We start from the raw sequence: 14,622 nt of genomic DNA, 5'->3' as shown, positions 1-14,622 counted from the left end.
TGAAGTTACTGGCTGGCGACGATGGGATTGCAGTCGTCGGCCAGGCGGGTCATGTTCTTTTTATCGAAGAGCATGCTTTTGGCGGGAATCTGAATCATCACCAGGCCGGCCCTGGCGTCGTCGAAGTGGTAGGCGCCGGTGGTGGTGGGTTTGCGCGCGAGCAAGTAGTGTCGACCCTTCCAGGTGACGAGGATGGACTGGTCGTTCGTCCCTTCCTGCTGGATGTCCATGAACTCGTGCGAACCGCATTCCATGCGGCCCCACTTCATCTGGTAGATGGGGTTCACGGCCTGCTGCGCGGCTTCGGTGGCCGCGACTTGCTGCGCCTCCGTGGGGGGGGCGTTGCTGCTGCCCAGCAGCGGCTTGGCTTCGGCGGCGGCCACTTCTGCGGCAGCGGTCTTGGGTGAGACTTTGTGCAGCTTGGTGGTTTTGACCACATGGCGCGACACCGGCTTGGCCGCCTTCTTGCCGGGCGTGGCGTTCGGCGTCAGCATCGTGCTTGCCGGCTCGGTGGCCTGGGCTGTGAGCAGGCACGATGCGCCGGCCAGGCAGATGCCGCTTAGCCAGGGTGTGAGGCGGGATACGAACAGTGCGTGGGGCATGATGAAGTCTCCGAATCGCAGAAAAGCCGCGTTCGGCAGACTCAGGGGCGCTGCGCCAGCGGCACGAATGACAGGTCGTCGGGACCAGTGTAATTCGCGCTCGGACGGATGATTTTGTTGTCCACCCGCTGCTCGATGACATGTGCGCTCCAGCCACTGGTGCGGGAAATCACGAATAGCGGCGTGAACATCGCGGTGGGTACGCCCATGAGCGAATAGCTCACGGCGCTGAACCAGTCGAGGTTGGGGAACATGTTCTTTTCGCGCCGCATGACCGCTTCCAGACGCTCGGCAATGGCGAACAGCTTCATGTCGCCAGCGGCCACGCTCAGGCGTTTGGCAACGTTCTTGATGACTTCGTTGCGCGGGTCGGCGATGGTGTAGACCGGGTGGCCGAAGCCGATGACGACTTCCTTGGCCGCCACGCGCCGCACGATGTCGGCCTCGGCCTCGTCGGGGTTGTCGTAGCGGTTCTGGGTGTCGAACGCGGCTTCGTTGGCGCCGCCATGCTTGGGGCCGCGCAGCGCGCCGATGGCGCCGGCGATGCAGGAATGAAAGTCGCTGCCAGTGCCGGCAATGACCCGTGCGGCGAACGTGGAGGCATTGAACTCGTGCTCGGCGTACAGGTTGAGCGAGGTGTGCATCGCCCGCACCCAGGGGTCGGACGCCGGCTTGCCGTGCAAGAGGTGCAGAAAATGGCCGGCGATGGAGTCGTCGTCGGTTTCCACGTCGATGCGCTGGCCGTTGTGGCTGTAGTGGTACCAGAGCAGCAGCATGGAGCCGAGGCTGGCCATCAGCCGGTCGGCCATGTCGCGCGCGCCGGGAATGCCGTGGTCGTCCTTCTCCGGCAGCACGCAACCCAGAGCGGACACACCCGTGCGCATCACGTCCATCGGGTGGCTGGAGGCAGGCAGCGCTTCCAGCACCGCGCGCACCTGCATGGGCACGCCGCGCAAGGCGCGCAGCTTGGTTTTGTAAGCGGCCAGTTCGGCCTTGTTGGGCAGTTTGCCACGCACCAGCAGATGGGCGATTTCCTCGAATTCGCAGACGTCGGCCATGTCGAGAATGTCGTAGCCGCGGTAATGCAGGTCGTTGCCGGTGCGCCCCACGGTGCACAGCGCCGTGTTGCCGGCGACGACGCCGGACAGGGCCACCGATTTCTTCGGCTTGGGTGTCATGGAAGGTGTGGCGGATGCGGCCTGGACTTCGCTCATGCTGGTCTCCTGAGTTGATGGTGGGCTGTGGCTTTGATCTCCCGGCCCGGTCGGGTTCATGCGCCGAGCCGGTTCAGCCTAGCCCTTGCTTTGCTGGAACAAGGCATCCAGCCGGTGTTCATAAGCGTGGTAGCCGATGACGTCGTACAACTCGGCGCGGGTCTGCATCTGGCTCACCACGGCTTGCTGCGTGCCGTCGCGGCGGATGGCGCCGTAGACGGTTTCGGCCGCCTTGTTCATCGCCCGGAAAGCCGACAGCGGGTAGAGCGCCAGGCTGACGCCGGCGCTGCGCAACTCGTCGGTGGTGAACAGCGGCGTGGCGCCGAACTCGGTGATGTTGGCCAGCACCGGCACCTTCACCGCGTCGGCGAAGCGGCGGTACATGGCGAGTTCGGTCATGGCTTCGGGGAAGATCATGTCGGCGCCGGCTTCGACACAGACCACGGCGCGCTCGATCGCCGCGTCCAGTCCTGCCACCGCCAGCGCATCGGTGCGGGCCATGACGACGAAGGCGTCGTCGGTGCGCGCGTCCACCGCGGCTTTGACGCGATCGGCCATTTCCGAGGTGCTGACGATTTCCTTGCCCGGCCGATGGCCGCAACGCTTGGCGCCGACCTGGTCTTCGATATGCATGCCGGCGGCGCCAAACTTGATCAGGCTTCGCACCGTGCGGGCTATGTTGAAGGCGCTGGGCCCAAAGCCCGTGTCCACGTCCACCAGCAGCGGCAACGCGCAGACATCGGTGATGCGGCGCACGTCGGTGAGCACGTCGTCCAGGGTGTTGATGCCCAGGTCCGGCATGCCCAGCGAGCCCGCCGCGACGCCGCCGCCCGACAGATAGATGGCGCGGAACCCGGCGCGCTGCGCCAGCAAGGCATGCTGGGCGCAGGTGGCGCCAACCACCTGCAGCGGGCTTTCTTCGCCCACGGCCTGGCGCAGGCGCTGCCCGGGGCTGGTGGTCTTGTGGTTGCTACTGAGGCTCGGCATGGTGTCTCCCCGACCTGTTGGATGCAAGCTTTACAGCAGATGCTTCACGCCGTCTTTTTCTTCCATCAACTCGCCCAGCGTCTTGTCGATGCAGGTTCGCGAGAAGGCGTCGATGGGCAGCCCTGCCACGCGGGTGTAGCTGCCGGGTGTGCAGGTTACCGGCACACCGAACATGGTGTCTTCGGGAATGCCGTAGGAACCGTCGGACGCAATGCCCATGGTCACCCAGCGTCCATTCGTGCCGAGGAACCAGTCGTGCATGTGGTCGATGGCGGCGTTCGCCGCCGACGCCGCCGAACTCAGGCCGCGCGCCTCGATGATGGCGCCACCGCGCTTGCCCACGGTGGGCAGGAACACATTGCGGTTCCAGTCGTCGTCGGCAATCATGTCCTTCACCGATTGGCCGTCGATGGTGGCGAAGCGGTAGTCGGCATACATGGTGGGCGAGTGGTTGCCCCAGACGCAGAACTTCTCGATGGAGGCCACCGGCTTGCCCAGCTTGGCGGCGATTTGCGACAGGCCGCGGTTATGGTCCAGGCGCAGCATGGCGGTGAAGTTCTGCTTCGGCAGATCGGGGGCCGACTTCATGGCGATGTAGGCATTGGTGTTGGCCGGATTGCCCACCACCAGCACGCGAACGTCGCGCTTGGCCACGACGTTCAGCGCCTTGCCTTGCGCGGTGAAGATCTGCGCATTGGCCGAGAGCAGATCGCGCCGCTCCATGCCCGGGCCGCGCGGACGGGCGCCCACCAGCAGGGCGGCATCGATGTCCTTGAACGCGGTGTTCGGGTCGCCATGCGCCGTCATGCCGGCGAGCAGCGGGAAGGCGCAGTCCTCCAGTTCCATCATCACGCCCTTGAGCGCTTTCTGTGCTTTCTCGTCGGGAATTTCCAGCAGCTGCAGGATCACGGGTTGATCTTTGCCGAGCATTTCGCCCGAGGCGATGCGAAACAGCAGGGCGTAACCGATCTGGCCGGCAGCGCCGGTGACGGCGACGCGCATGGGGGTTTTGGACATGGTGGACTCCGGTGAGGTGCGGAACTGAACTGTTGCGGTCGATGGCCGCAGAGCGTGATGCACTCAAGCCCGGCGCTGACCGTGCTTGATGCTGCTTTCATTAGACAGGCTGATGATGCGGTGCATCAAGAAGTTTAGGCGCCCCGCATGGAGGCGTCAACAAACATCTGTCATATATAAGACATCTATTAGGTCATGGTGGACAAGGCCGTGGCCGTGTGCTGCAATGCAGCGCATGGCCACCCCGACCCATACCGGCAATCTCCCCGCACCAATGGGGACCGCTGGCGTCAGTCCCGTCTTCAGCCCGCTCTACCAGCAGATCAAGGCGCTGCTGACCCGCAGCCTTCAAAGTGGCGAATGGAAGCCGGGCGAACTGATCCCGAGCGAGGCTGAGCTGGCCCTGCGCTTCGGTGTCAGCCAGGGCACGGTGCGCAAGGCGATTGACGAACTCGCTGCCGAAAACCTGCTGCTGCGCCGCCAGGGGCGCGGCACCTTCGTCTCCACCCACCACGAGGAGCAGGTCAAGTTCCGATTCCTGCGCATGGTGCCCGATGGCGAGCCCGACCAAGCCTTGCGCATGCAACGGCAATTTCTCGAATGCCATCGCATGCGCGCGGCAGCCGATGTGGCCCGATTGCTGGCCATCAAGCCTGGGGATATGGTGCTGGAAATTCGCCGCATCCTGCATATCGGCGGCGAGCCCCTGGTCTACGAAGACATCTATTTGCAGGGGGCACCCTTCCGTGGCCTCACCGCCGAGCGTCTGGAGCGTTATGAGGGGCCGCTGTACGCCTTGTTCGAATCCGAGTTCGGCACGCGCATGGTGCGGGCCGAGGAGAAAATTCGCGCCGTGAACGCCGGCCCGCAAGAAGCCGCGCTGCTCAAGGTTCCCGTGGGGCAAGCCTTGCTCTCGGTCGAGCGCCTCGCGTTCAGCTATGGCGATCAACCCGCAGAATTGCGCCGTGGGCTGTACTCCACAGCGCATCATCACTACCGCAACGCGCTGAGTTGAGCCGACAAACAGGAGCAAAAATCCAAGTTTATTGCGGCGCAATAAACTCGTATCACATCAGTAGAGGTCAAACAATCATGCCAACCGTTCACACACGAAAACGACCCGAATTCCGCAATATCCACATCTCCCAGATTGCCAGCTACAGGCTGCCGCTGGCCGGTCTGGTGTCCATCCTGCACCGTGCCAGCGGTGCGGTGATGTTCTTTTTGCTTCCCTTCACGCTCTGGATGCTCGACACCAGCCTGCGCTCCGAGCAAAGCTACGCGCAACTCGCCCAGTTTCTGGGGCTGTGGCCAGTCAAGCTGCTGTTGCTGGTCCTGTTCTGGGCCTTGGCCCACCACCTGGTGGCCGGTGTACGGCACTTGGTGATGGATGCGTTCCAGACCGTGAGCAAGGAGCAGGGGCGCAAGCTGGCGGTGGCCACCTTTGCCGTCTCGTTGCTGGCCACCGCGGTTTTCGCAGTGCATCTGTTTGTGGGGGCATGAAATGAGCACACTGCACGACCGCCCGAAGGCCGGCTCGTCCTCCTTGGGGGAAAGGCGCTTTGCGCCAGGGGGGTTCCAATGAGATCAACGAACTATGGCGCACACCGTCTGGTGGTCGGCGCGCATTATGGGTTTCGCGACTGGCTGGCGCAGCGCGTAACCGCCGTGGTGCTGGCGGTCTACACCCTGGTGCTGCTGGGTTATTTCGTCTGGCCGGGGCCGTTGAACTATGCGCGCTGGCAGGCGCTGTATGCCGCGCAGTGGATGAAGCTGCTGAGCTTCGTCGCCGTGATCGCCTTGACCTACCACGTGTGGGTGGGCGTGCGCGATATCTGGATGGACTACATCAAGTCCGTGTCGCTACGCCTGTCGCTGCAGGTGCTCACCATCGTCTGGCTGGTGGCTTGTGCCGGCTGGGCGGTGCAAGTGTTGTGGAGGGCTTGAGCATGGCGGTCAACAAACGCAAATTCGACGTGGTCATCGTTGGCGCTGGTGGCTCAGGGCTACGCTGCGCGCTGCAGCTCGCGCGCGCCGGACACGATGTGGCGGTGCTGTCCAAGGTGTTCCCCACGCGCTCGCACACCGTGGCGGCGCAGGGCGGCATCAGTGCCTCGCTCGGCAATATGAGTGAAGACCACTGGTACTGGCATATGTTCGACACCGTGAAGGGGTCGGACTATCTCGGCGACCAGGATGCCATCGAGTTCATGTGCCGCGAAGCGCCCAGCGCCGTGTACGAGCTGGAGCACATGGGCATGCCGTTCGACCGCAATCCCGACGGCACCATTTACCAGCGCCCTTTCGGCGGCCACACCGCCAACCTGGGCGAGAAGCCGGTGCAGCGCGCCTGCGCCGCGGCCGACCGCACGGGCCACGCCCTGCTGCACACCCTGTACCAACAGAACGTCGCGGCGCGCACCCACTTTTTCGTCGAGTGGATGGCGCTGGACCTGATCCGCGACGCCGATGGCGACGTGCTCGGCGTGGTGGCGATGGAGATGGAAACCGGCGAGGTCACCATCCTCGAAGCCAAGGCCACGGTGCTGGCCACGGGCGGGGCCGGGCGCATCTTCGCCGCATCCACCAACGCCTACATCAACACCGGCGACGGCTTGGGGATGGCAGCGCGCGCCGGCATCCCGTTGCAGGACATGGAGTTCTGGCAATTCCACCCCACTGGCGTGGCCGGGGCCGGCGTGCTCATCACCGAAGGCGTGCGCGGCGAAGGCGGCATTTTGCTCAACGCCAATGGCGAGCGCTTCATGGAGCGCTACGCCCCGACCTACAAAGACCTGGCGCCGCGCGACTTCGTCTCGCGCTCGATGGACCAGGAGATCAAGGAAGGACGTGGCGCCGGGCCGAACAAGGACTACGTCCTGCTCAAGCTCGACCACCTCGGCGCCGAGACGATACACAAGCGCCTGCCGTCGATTGCCGAAATCGCGCTCAAGTTCGCCAATGTGGACTGCACCAAGGAACCCATTCCCGTGGTGCCCACCATCCATTACCAGATGGGTGGGGTGCCGGCCAATCTTCACAGCCAGGTTCTGACCGTGGGCGCCGACGGCAGTGAGCACATCGTCGGCGGCCTCTACGCCATTGGCGAATGCTCCTGCGTCAGTGTGCACGGCGCCAACCGCCTGGGTACCAACTCCCTGCTCGACCTGGTCGTGTTCGGCCGCGCTGCGGGCAATCACATTGCATCGAGCGAACTGCTCAAGCGCAGCCACAAGCCGCTTCCGGCGGACGCGGCCGATGCGTCGCTGGCGCGTCTGTCGAGGCTGGACGCATCCACCTCGGGCGAGTCCATCCAGGACGTTGCCAACGACATTCGCGCCAGCATGCAAAAGCATTGCGGCGTGTTCCGCACCTCCGAGCTGTTGCGCGAGGGCGTGGGCGCCATCGGCGAGATCGCACAGCGCGCGCAGCACATCCACCTCAAGGACAAATCCAAGGTGTTCAACACCGCGCGCGTCGAGGCGCTGGAGGTGGAAAACCTGATCGAGACGGCCAGGGCCACCATCGTTTCGGCCGAGGCGCGGCAGGAAAGCCGTGGCGCCCATTCGCATCGCGACCACCCCGAGCGTGACGACGCGAACTGGCTCAAGCACACCCTCTGGTTCAGCGAAGGCAACCGCCTGAGCTACCGAGCGGTGCAGATGAAACCCCTGACCGTCGAAACCTTCAAACCCAAGGCGCGCACGTTCTGACGCGCAGCCCGGAGACCACCATGACCCGCAAGATGAAGTTTTCCATCTACCGCTACGACCCGGACAAGGACGCCAAGCCGTATATGCAGGACTACGAGGTCGGGCTGCAGCACAACGACAAGATGCTGCTCGACGCCCTCATGCGCATCAAGGCCGACGTCGACGAGACCGTGGCCTTCCGCCGCTCCTGCCGCGAAGGCGTGTGCGGCTCCGACGGCATGAACATCAACGGCAAGAACGGCCTGAGCTGCACCACCAATCTGCTGACCTTGAAAGAGCCGGTGGTGCTCAAACCCCTGCCGGGACTGCCGGTGATTCGCGACCTGATCGTGGACATGACCCAGTTCTTCAACCAGTACCACTCGATCAAGCCCTACCTCATCAACGACACGCCGCCACCCGAAAAAGAACGGCTGCAAAGCCCCGAGCAGCGCGAAGTGCTCGACGGTCTGTACGAATGTATTTTGTGCGCCAGCTGCTCCACCTCCTGCCCCAGCTTCTGGTGGAACCCGGACAAATTCGTCGGCCCTGCCGGGCTGCTGCAGGCCTACCGCTTCATTGCCGACAGCCGCGATGAAGCCACGAACGAGCGCCTGGACAATCTGGAAGACCCCTACCGCCTGTTCCGCTGCCACACCATCATGAACTGCGTGGACGTCTGCCCCAAGGGGCTCAACCCCACCCGCGCCATCGGCAATATCAAGGATTTGATGGTGCGTCGCGCCGTCTGAGCTTGCAGCCACAGCCCATGCAGCCACAAGCCATGCCCCCCGACGATGCCGCCTTGCGTCGCATCCGTTGGCGTGCGCGGCGGGGTTTGCTGGAAAACGATCTCATCCTCGGCCGGTTTTTCGAGCGTCACGGCGAAACGCTGCAGCCAGCCGACTGGCAAGCCGTGCAAGCGTTGCTCGAGCTCGACGACAACCACCTGCTGGACTTGCTGCTGGGCCATGCCGAACCCTCCCCCGAGCAGCTGCCGCCTGCACAAATGCATGTCTTGCACTGGCTCAGGGCAGCTTGAAACTTGCTTGTATTCTTGACCGCACGCACGAGATTGGGGCGCAACAAGCCTCGACACAGCACCCACTTCCCCCATCCGGAGTTGCACCATGATCCCATCCGACGTCAAAGCCACCCTGTCGTTCTCCGACGGCTCTCCCAGTGTCGAACTGCCCATCCACGAAGGCTCCATCGGCCCGGATGTGATCGACATCCGCAAGCTCTACGCCCAGACCGGCAAGTTCACCTATGACCCCGGCTTCCTCTCCACCGCCTCGTGCAGTTCGGCCATCACCTATATCGACGGCGACAAGGGCGAATTGCTCTACCGCGGCTATCCCATCGAGCAGATCGCGGTGCATTGCGACTACATGGAGACCTGCTACCTCATCCTCTACGGGGAACTGCCCGATGCCGCGCAGAAAAAGGATTTCCTGACCCGCGTCACCCAGCACACCATGGTCAACGAGCAGATGCAGTTCTTTCTGCGCGGTTTCCGTCGGGATGCCCATCCGATGGCAGTGCTCACCGGCCTGGTCGGGGCGATGTCGGCGTTCTACCCCGACTCCATCAACGTCAATGACCCCGAGCAGCGCAATATTTCGGCCATCCGCCTCATTGCCAAAATGCCGACGCTGGTGGCCATGGCCTACAAGTACAACATGGGACAGCCCTATATGTACCCGCAGAACAAGTTGAGCTACGCCGCCAACTTCATGCGCATGATGTGGGCCACGCCCTGCGAGGACTTCGAGCCCAACCCGGTGATCGAGCGCGCGCTCGACCGCATTTTCATTCTCCACGCCGACCACGAGCAGAACGCCTCGACCTCCACGGTGCGGCTGTGCGCCTCGTCGGGGACCAATCCGTTTGCCGCCATCGCCGCTGGCGTGGCCTGCCTGTGGGGCCCGGCGCATGGTGGCGCCAACGAAGCCTGCCTGAACATGCTCGATGACATTCAGGCGCATGGCGGGGTCGCCAAGATCGGCGAGTTCATCGCCAATGTCAAAGACAAGAACTCCTCGGTGCGGCTGATGGGCTTCGGCCACCGCGTGTACAAAAACTACGACCCCCGCGCCAAGCTCATGCGCGAAACCTGCCACGAAGTGCTCGACGCCCTGGGCCTGCACGACGACCCGTTGTTCAAGCTGGCCATGACCCTGGAAAAAATCGCCCTGGAAGACGACTATTTCATCCAGCGCAAGCTCTACCCCAACGTCGACTTCTACTCCGGCATCGTGCAGAAGGCCATCGGCGTGCCGGTCTCGCTGTTCACCGCCAACTTCGCTTTGGCGCGCACGGTGGGCTGGATCGCCCAGCTCAACGAAATGCTGACCGACCCGGAATACAAGATCGGCCGTCCGCGCCAGTTGTTCACCGGCGCCGTCAAGCGCGACGTGGTGCCTCTCGCCCAGCGCGGCTGACACACCGCTGACCTTCCGCCCGCGCTGCCGGGCGGTGGCCCGGGCGGCGCTTGCCTGGGCTTTTTTATACCAGGATCAATCGTCATCTTGTCACAGGATGGCGACGGAAGTAAGGTGTGTGAACACCGACGCTTGCGCACCAGCCTGGGCAGTTTTTGCGCCTTGGACGCCTAGCCTGCCGACACCGAAGAGCCTTGTTGCCGCCCGGCGCGGTGCGAATCCGGCCCACCTAAAATGACAAGGTCTTGAAGGAATCTGGCATGTCACGCACGCTTTACGACAAACTCTGGGATGAACATGTGGTGGACGTCGAGGCCGACGGCACCACGCTGCTCTACATCGATCGCCATCTGGTGCATGAAGTCACCAGCCCGCAGGCCTTCGAGGGGCTGCAACTGGCGCACCGCAAGGTCTGGCGCATCAGTGCCAACCTGGCCGTGTCCGACCACAACGTGCCGACCACCGACCGATCTGCGGGCATCGCCGACCCGATCTCGCGCCTGCAGATCGACACGCTGGACAAGAACTGCGACGCCAACGGCATCACCCAGTTCAAGATGGCCGACCGGCGCCAGGGCATCGTCCACGTCATCGGCCCGGAGCAGGGCGCCACGCTGCCGGGCATGACGGTGGTGTGCGGCGACTCGCACACCAGCACCCATGGCGCTTTCGGCGCACTCGCCTTCGGCATCGGCACCAGCGAGGTCGAGCATGTGCTGGCCACGCAAACCCTGCTGGCGCGCAAGATGAAGAACATGCTGGTGCGGGTGGGCGGCGAGTTGCCGCGCGGCTGCACGGCAAAGGACGTGGCGCTGGCCGTGATCGGCGCCATCGGCACTGCGGGCGGCACCGGCTGCACCATCGAATTCGGCGGCCCGGTGGTACGGCGCTTGAGCATGGAAGGGCGCATGACCTTGTGCAATATGGCCATCGAAGCCGGTGCCCGCGCCGGCCTGGTGGCGGTGGACGACACCACGCTGCGCTACATCAAGGGCCGCCCTTTCGCCCCCAGCGACGTGGAGTGGGCGCAGGCCGAGGCGCACTGGCGCACGCTGCGTTCCGACGCCGACGCGAAGTTCGACGTCACGGTGGACCTCGACGCCAGCCACATTCGCCCGCAAGTCACCTGGGGCACATCGCCCGAGATGGTGGCCGATATCGACGCCCGCGTGCCCGACCCCGACAAGGAGAAAGACCCGGTCAAGCGCTCGGCGATGGAGCGCGCCCTGAAGTACATGGGTCTGGAGCCGAACAAGCCGCTGGCGGATATTTTTGTCGACAAGGTGTTCATCGGCTCGTGCACCAATTCCCGCATCGAAGACCTGCGCGACGCGGCCCGCGTGCTGGCCGGCAAGCGTGTCGCCGCCAACATCAAACTGGCGCTGGCCGTGCCCGGCTCCGGCTTGGTGAAGGCCCAGGCCGAGCGCGAGGGGCTGGACAAGGTGTTCATGGCGGCCGGCTTCGAGTGGCGCGAGCCGGGCTGCTCCATGTGCCTGGCGATGAACGCCGACCGCCTGGAGCCCGGTGAGCGCTGCGCCTCCACCTCGAACCGCAATTTCGAAGGCCGGCAAGGGCAGGGCGGGCGCACCCATCTCGTCAGCCCGGCCATGGCCGCGGCGGCCGCGGTCGCCGGGCATTTCATCGACGTGCGCAAACTCTGAACCCGAACCCTTCCCATGCAAGCCTTCACCATCCATCAGGGTCTGGTCGTGCCCATCGACCGTGAAAACGTCGATACCGACGCCATCATTCCGAAGCAATTCCTCAAGTCCATTCGCCGCACCGGCTTCGGCCCCAACCTGTTCGACGAATGGCGCTATCTCGACCACGGCGAACCCGGGCGAGATCCCGCCACGCGCAAGCCCAACCCGGACTTCGTCCTCAACCAGCCGCGTTACAAGGGGGCCAGCGTCATGCTGGCGCGGCAGAACTTCGGTTGCGGTTCTTCGCGCGAGCACGCGCCCTGGGCCATCGAGCAATATGGCGTGCGCGTCGTCATCGCCCCGAGCTTTGCCGATATTTTTTTCAACAACAGCTTCAAGACCGGGCTGCTGCCCATCGTCTTGCCCGAGCATGAAGTGGCCAAGCTGTTCGACGAGGTTTATGCCTTCGTCGGCTACCAGCTCACCGTGGATTTGCCGCGCCAGCGCGTGATCAAACCCGATGGCACCGAGCTGCCTTTCGACATCACGCCCTTTCGCAAGCATTGCCTGGTCGGCGGGCTGGACGAAATCGGCCTGACCCTGCAAAAAGCCGACAAGATTCGTGCCTTCGAGGCCGAGCGCATCGCGCGCATGCCCTGGCTGGCGCATCGCGTTCTCTGACATCAAACCAAGACACACGCATGAAGATTGCAGTTCTGCCGGGTGACGGCATCGGCCCGGAAATCGTCGCCGAAGCGGTGAAGGTTCTCCAACGCCTGGAGGCCGATCAGGCCGCTGGCTTGCGTTTCGAGCTGGAGTTTGCCGATGTCGGCGGCACCGCCTACACCAACCACGGCCATCCCCTGCCCGAAGCCACGCTGGCGCTGGCGAAGCAGGCCGACGCCGTGCTGTTCGGCGCCGTGGGCGACCCGCGTTTCGATGCCCTGGAGCGCCATCTGCGCCCCGAGCAGGCCATTCTCGGCCTGCGCAAGAACCTCGGCCTGTTCGCCAATCTGCGTCCGGCCATTCTGTATGGCGAACTCGCGGCGGCGTCCAGCCTGAAGCCTGAAGTGGTGGCGGGGCTGGACATTCTCATCGTGCGCGAACTCACGGGCGACATTTATTTCGGCCAGCCGCGTGGCCGCCGCCCGAGCCCGGACGGCGCTTTTGCCGGCGCGCCGGAAGCCTTCGACACCATGCGCTACAGCCGCCCGGAAATCGAGCGCATCGCCCATGTCGCGTTCCAGGCGGCGCGCACGCGCAAGGCGGCCGGCCATGCGGGCAAGGTGACGAGCGTGGACAAGGCCAATGTGCTGGAAACCTTCCAGTTCTGGAAAGACGTGGTGATCGAGGTGCACGCGCAGTATCCCGACATTGCGCTCGAACATATGTATGTGGACAACGCCGCGATGCAACTGGTGAAGGCGCCGAAGAAGTTCGACGTCATCGTCACCGGCAATATGTTTGGCGACATTCTGAGCGACGAAGCCGCCATGCTCACCGGCTCCATCGGCATGCTGCCCTCGGCTTCGCTCGACGCCAACGGCAAGGGGCTGTACGAGCCCTCGCACGGCTCCGCGCCCGACATTGGCGGCAAAGGCGTGGCCAACCCGCTGGCCACCATCCTGAGCGCGGCCATGATGCTGCGCTACTCGCTGCGCCAACCCGAAGCTGCGGCCCGCATCGAGCAGGCCGTGCAGGCCGTGTTGCGCCAGGGCCTGCGCACGGCGGACATCGCCGAGCCAGGCGCGCAGACCGTGGGTACGGCGACAATGGGCGACGCGGTGGTGGCGGCACTCGGCTGAGCCCGTCGCCGTTTTCGGCAGCAACCACAATCAAGAAAGTACGATTCAAGATGGCGAACAAGCGTGCAGGTTTGGTCGGCTGGCGCGGCATGGTGGGTTCGGTGCTGATGCAGCGCATGCGCGACGAGGGCGATTTCGAACACATCGACCCGGTGTTTTTTTCCACCAGCAATGTCGGCGGCAAGGCGCCAGGCTGGACGAAAACCAGCACCCCGCTGCTGGACGCGCACGACCTGGACGCGCTGCGCGCCTGCGACATCATCCTCACCGCCCAGGGCGGCGACTACACCAGCGCGATATTCGACAAATTGCGTGCCAGCGGCTGGACCGGGCACTGGATCGACGCTGCCTCCACCCTGCGCATGCGCGACGACTGCGTCATCATCCTCGACCCGGTCAATCGCACGGTGATCGACACCGCGCTCGAGCGCGGCGGCAAGAACTGGATCGGCGGCAACTGCACCGTGAGCTGCATGCTCATGGGTGTGGGCGCCTTGTTCAAGGCGGGTCTGGTGGAGTGGATGACCAGCATGACCTACCAGGCCGCATCGGGCGGCGGCGCGCAGCATATGCGCGAGCTGCTGACCCAGTTCGGCACGCTCAACGCCGCGGCCCGGCCGCTGCTCGACGACCCGGCCTCGGCCATTCTCGACATCGACCGTGGCGTCATCGCCCAGCAGCGTGCGCTGAGTTCCGCGCAAACCCGCCATTTCGAGGCGCCGCTCGGCGGTAGCCTCATTCCCTGGATCGACAAGGATCTGGGCAACGGCATGTCGCGCGAGGAGTGGAAAGGCGGCGCCGAGACCAACAAGATTCTCGGCCTCGCCGAGGGTCAAGCCATTCCAGTGGACGGCCTGTGCGTGCGCATCGGCGCCATGCGCTGCCACAGCCAGGCCCTCACACTCAAACTCAAGCGCGATGTGCCGTTGGCCGAGATCGAGGCCATGATCGCCGCCGACAACGCCTGGGTGAAGGTCGTGCCGAATACGCGCGACGCCAGCATGCGCGACCTGACGCCCGTAGCCGTCACCGGAACGCTTGGCATTCCCGTTGGCCGGCTGCGCAAGCTGGCCATGGGGCCCGAGTATCTGAGTGCCTTCACGGTCGGCGACCAACTGCTGTGGGGTGCGGCCGAACCCCTGCGGCGCATGCTGCGCATCGTGCTGGACGCCTGAAACGCAACCGGACGCGCGCGGCATCTGCAGACCCCAACGGGTG

The 14,622-nt window shown here is 64.4% G+C and carries 15 protein-coding genes; 11 read left to right on the top strand and 4 right to left on the bottom strand.

The genetic code is table 11. The features are described 5' to 3' along the window. Nucleotides 1-5: 5 nt before the first annotated feature. The 4 genes from ACYCUK_RS04570 to ACYCUK_RS04555 form a co-directional block, all read right to left on the bottom strand. Nucleotides 6-602 (bottom strand): hypothetical protein, encoded by a 597-nt coding sequence (locus ACYCUK_RS04570; protein ID WP_461593648.1) that lies wholly within the window; start codon nucleotides 600-602, stop codon nucleotides 6-8. 41 nt (nucleotides 603-643) lie between these two features. Next, nucleotides 644-1,816, bottom strand: coding sequence for a bifunctional 2-methylcitrate synthase/citrate synthase (gene prpC, locus ACYCUK_RS04565; protein WP_461593647.1), 1,173 nt, complete (start codon nucleotides 1,814-1,816; stop codon nucleotides 644-646). 78 nt (nucleotides 1,817-1,894) lie between these two features. After that, nucleotides 1,895-2,803: a methylisocitrate lyase gene (gene prpB, locus ACYCUK_RS04560; protein ID WP_461593646.1), complete on the bottom strand. Its 909-nt coding sequence runs from the start codon at nucleotides 2,801-2,803 to the stop codon at nucleotides 1,895-1,897. A 30-nt stretch (nucleotides 2,804-2,833) separates the two neighbouring features. Continuing rightward, nucleotides 2,834-3,820: a malate dehydrogenase gene (locus ACYCUK_RS04555; protein WP_461593645.1), complete on the bottom strand. Its 987-nt coding sequence runs from the start codon at nucleotides 3,818-3,820 to the stop codon at nucleotides 2,834-2,836. A gap of 235 nt (nucleotides 3,821-4,055) precedes the next feature. On the opposite strand from ACYCUK_RS04555, the gene ACYCUK_RS04550 reads away from it, so the two are divergent. The 11 genes from ACYCUK_RS04550 to asd all read left to right on the top strand — a co-directional run bounded on the left by ACYCUK_RS04550 (nucleotide 4,056) and on the right by asd (nucleotide 14,579). Then, entirely contained in the window at nucleotides 4,056-4,835 is a 780-nt protein-coding gene (locus ACYCUK_RS04550; RefSeq protein ID WP_461593644.1) for a GntR family transcriptional regulator, read from the top strand. A 77-nt stretch (nucleotides 4,836-4,912) separates the two neighbouring features. Next, on the top strand, nucleotides 4,913-5,323 hold the full coding sequence (gene sdhC / locus ACYCUK_RS04545; RefSeq protein WP_461593643.1) for a succinate dehydrogenase, cytochrome b556 subunit: 411 nt from the start codon (nucleotides 4,913-4,915) through the stop codon (nucleotides 5,321-5,323). 78 nt (nucleotides 5,324-5,401) lie between these two features. Continuing rightward, nucleotides 5,402-5,767, top strand: a complete 366-nt coding sequence (sdhD, locus tag ACYCUK_RS04540) for a succinate dehydrogenase, hydrophobic membrane anchor protein (protein ID WP_461593642.1) — start codon at nucleotides 5,402-5,404, stop codon at nucleotides 5,765-5,767. 2 nt (nucleotides 5,768-5,769) lie between these two features. Continuing rightward, a complete protein-coding gene (sdhA, locus tag ACYCUK_RS04535) occupies nucleotides 5,770-7,533 on the top strand; it encodes a succinate dehydrogenase flavoprotein subunit (protein WP_461593641.1) in 1,764 nt (587 codons plus the stop codon). 20 nt (nucleotides 7,534-7,553) lie between these two features. Further along, nucleotides 7,554-8,264, top strand: coding sequence for a succinate dehydrogenase iron-sulfur subunit (locus ACYCUK_RS04530; protein ID WP_461593640.1), 711 nt, complete (start codon nucleotides 7,554-7,556; stop codon nucleotides 8,262-8,264). 17 nt (nucleotides 8,265-8,281) lie between these two features. Beyond that, on the top strand, nucleotides 8,282-8,554 hold the full coding sequence (locus tag ACYCUK_RS04525; RefSeq protein WP_461593639.1) for a succinate dehydrogenase assembly factor 2: 273 nt from the start codon (nucleotides 8,282-8,284) through the stop codon (nucleotides 8,552-8,554). A gap of 88 nt (nucleotides 8,555-8,642) precedes the next feature. Beyond that, nucleotides 8,643-9,956, top strand: a complete 1,314-nt coding sequence (gene gltA / locus ACYCUK_RS04520) for a citrate synthase (RefSeq protein ID WP_461593638.1) — start codon at nucleotides 8,643-8,645, stop codon at nucleotides 9,954-9,956. Nucleotides 9,957-10,216: 260 nt separating this feature from the next. Further along, nucleotides 10,217-11,617, top strand: a complete 1,401-nt coding sequence (gene leuC, locus ACYCUK_RS04515; protein ID WP_461593637.1) for a 3-isopropylmalate dehydratase large subunit — start codon at nucleotides 10,217-10,219, stop codon at nucleotides 11,615-11,617. 15 nt (nucleotides 11,618-11,632) lie between these two features. Then, entirely contained in the window at nucleotides 11,633-12,280 is a 648-nt protein-coding gene (leuD, locus tag ACYCUK_RS04510) for a 3-isopropylmalate dehydratase small subunit (RefSeq protein ID WP_461593636.1), read from the top strand. A gap of 20 nt (nucleotides 12,281-12,300) precedes the next feature. Beyond that, the gene (gene leuB / locus ACYCUK_RS04505; protein WP_461593635.1) at nucleotides 12,301-13,404 is read left to right on the top strand and encodes a 3-isopropylmalate dehydrogenase; all 1,104 of its coding nucleotides are present in this window, start codon (nucleotides 12,301-12,303) and stop codon (nucleotides 13,402-13,404) included. Between the two features lie 50 nt (nucleotides 13,405-13,454). Further along, a complete protein-coding gene (gene asd, locus ACYCUK_RS04500) occupies nucleotides 13,455-14,579 on the top strand; it encodes an aspartate-semialdehyde dehydrogenase (protein ID WP_461593634.1) in 1,125 nt (374 codons plus the stop codon). Nucleotides 14,580-14,622: the final 43 nt, after the last annotated feature.

It is taken from the genome of Thiomonas sp., assembly GCF_054608695.1.
Note: the sequence above shows the minus strand (reverse complement) of the source record. Positions and strands in the feature narration are given on the sequence as shown.

Excerpts from the sequence above, each read along its gene's own strand:
- ACYCUK_RS04570 (WP_461593648.1), bottom strand. The coding sequence starts at position 602 with ATGCCCCACGCACTGTTCGTATCCCGCCTCACACCCTGGCTAAGCGGC.
- prpC (WP_461593647.1), bottom strand. The coding sequence starts at position 1,816 with ATGAGCGAAGTCCAGGCCGCATCCGCCACACCTTCCATGACACCCAAG.
- prpB (WP_461593646.1), bottom strand. The coding sequence starts at position 2,803 with ATGCCGAGCCTCAGTAGCAACCACAAGACCACCAGCCCCGGGCAGCGC.
- ACYCUK_RS04555 (WP_461593645.1), bottom strand. The coding sequence starts at position 3,820 with ATGTCCAAAACCCCCATGCGCGTCGCCGTCACCGGCGCTGCCGGCCAG.
- ACYCUK_RS04550 (WP_461593644.1), top strand. The coding sequence starts at position 4,056 with ATGGCCACCCCGACCCATACCGGCAATCTCCCCGCACCAATGGGGACC.
- sdhC (WP_461593643.1), top strand. The coding sequence starts at position 4,913 with ATGCCAACCGTTCACACACGAAAACGACCCGAATTCCGCAATATCCAC.
- sdhD (WP_461593642.1), top strand. The coding sequence starts at position 5,402 with ATGAGATCAACGAACTATGGCGCACACCGTCTGGTGGTCGGCGCGCAT.
- sdhA (WP_461593641.1), top strand. The coding sequence starts at position 5,770 with ATGGCGGTCAACAAACGCAAATTCGACGTGGTCATCGTTGGCGCTGGT.
- ACYCUK_RS04530 (WP_461593640.1), top strand. The coding sequence starts at position 7,554 with ATGACCCGCAAGATGAAGTTTTCCATCTACCGCTACGACCCGGACAAG.
- ACYCUK_RS04525 (WP_461593639.1), top strand. The coding sequence starts at position 8,282 with ATGCAGCCACAAGCCATGCCCCCCGACGATGCCGCCTTGCGTCGCATC.
- gltA (WP_461593638.1), top strand. The coding sequence starts at position 8,643 with ATGATCCCATCCGACGTCAAAGCCACCCTGTCGTTCTCCGACGGCTCT.
- leuC (WP_461593637.1), top strand. The coding sequence starts at position 10,217 with ATGTCACGCACGCTTTACGACAAACTCTGGGATGAACATGTGGTGGAC.
- leuD (WP_461593636.1), top strand. The coding sequence starts at position 11,633 with ATGCAAGCCTTCACCATCCATCAGGGTCTGGTCGTGCCCATCGACCGT.
- leuB (WP_461593635.1), top strand. The coding sequence starts at position 12,301 with ATGAAGATTGCAGTTCTGCCGGGTGACGGCATCGGCCCGGAAATCGTC.
- asd (WP_461593634.1), top strand. The coding sequence starts at position 13,455 with ATGGCGAACAAGCGTGCAGGTTTGGTCGGCTGGCGCGGCATGGTGGGT.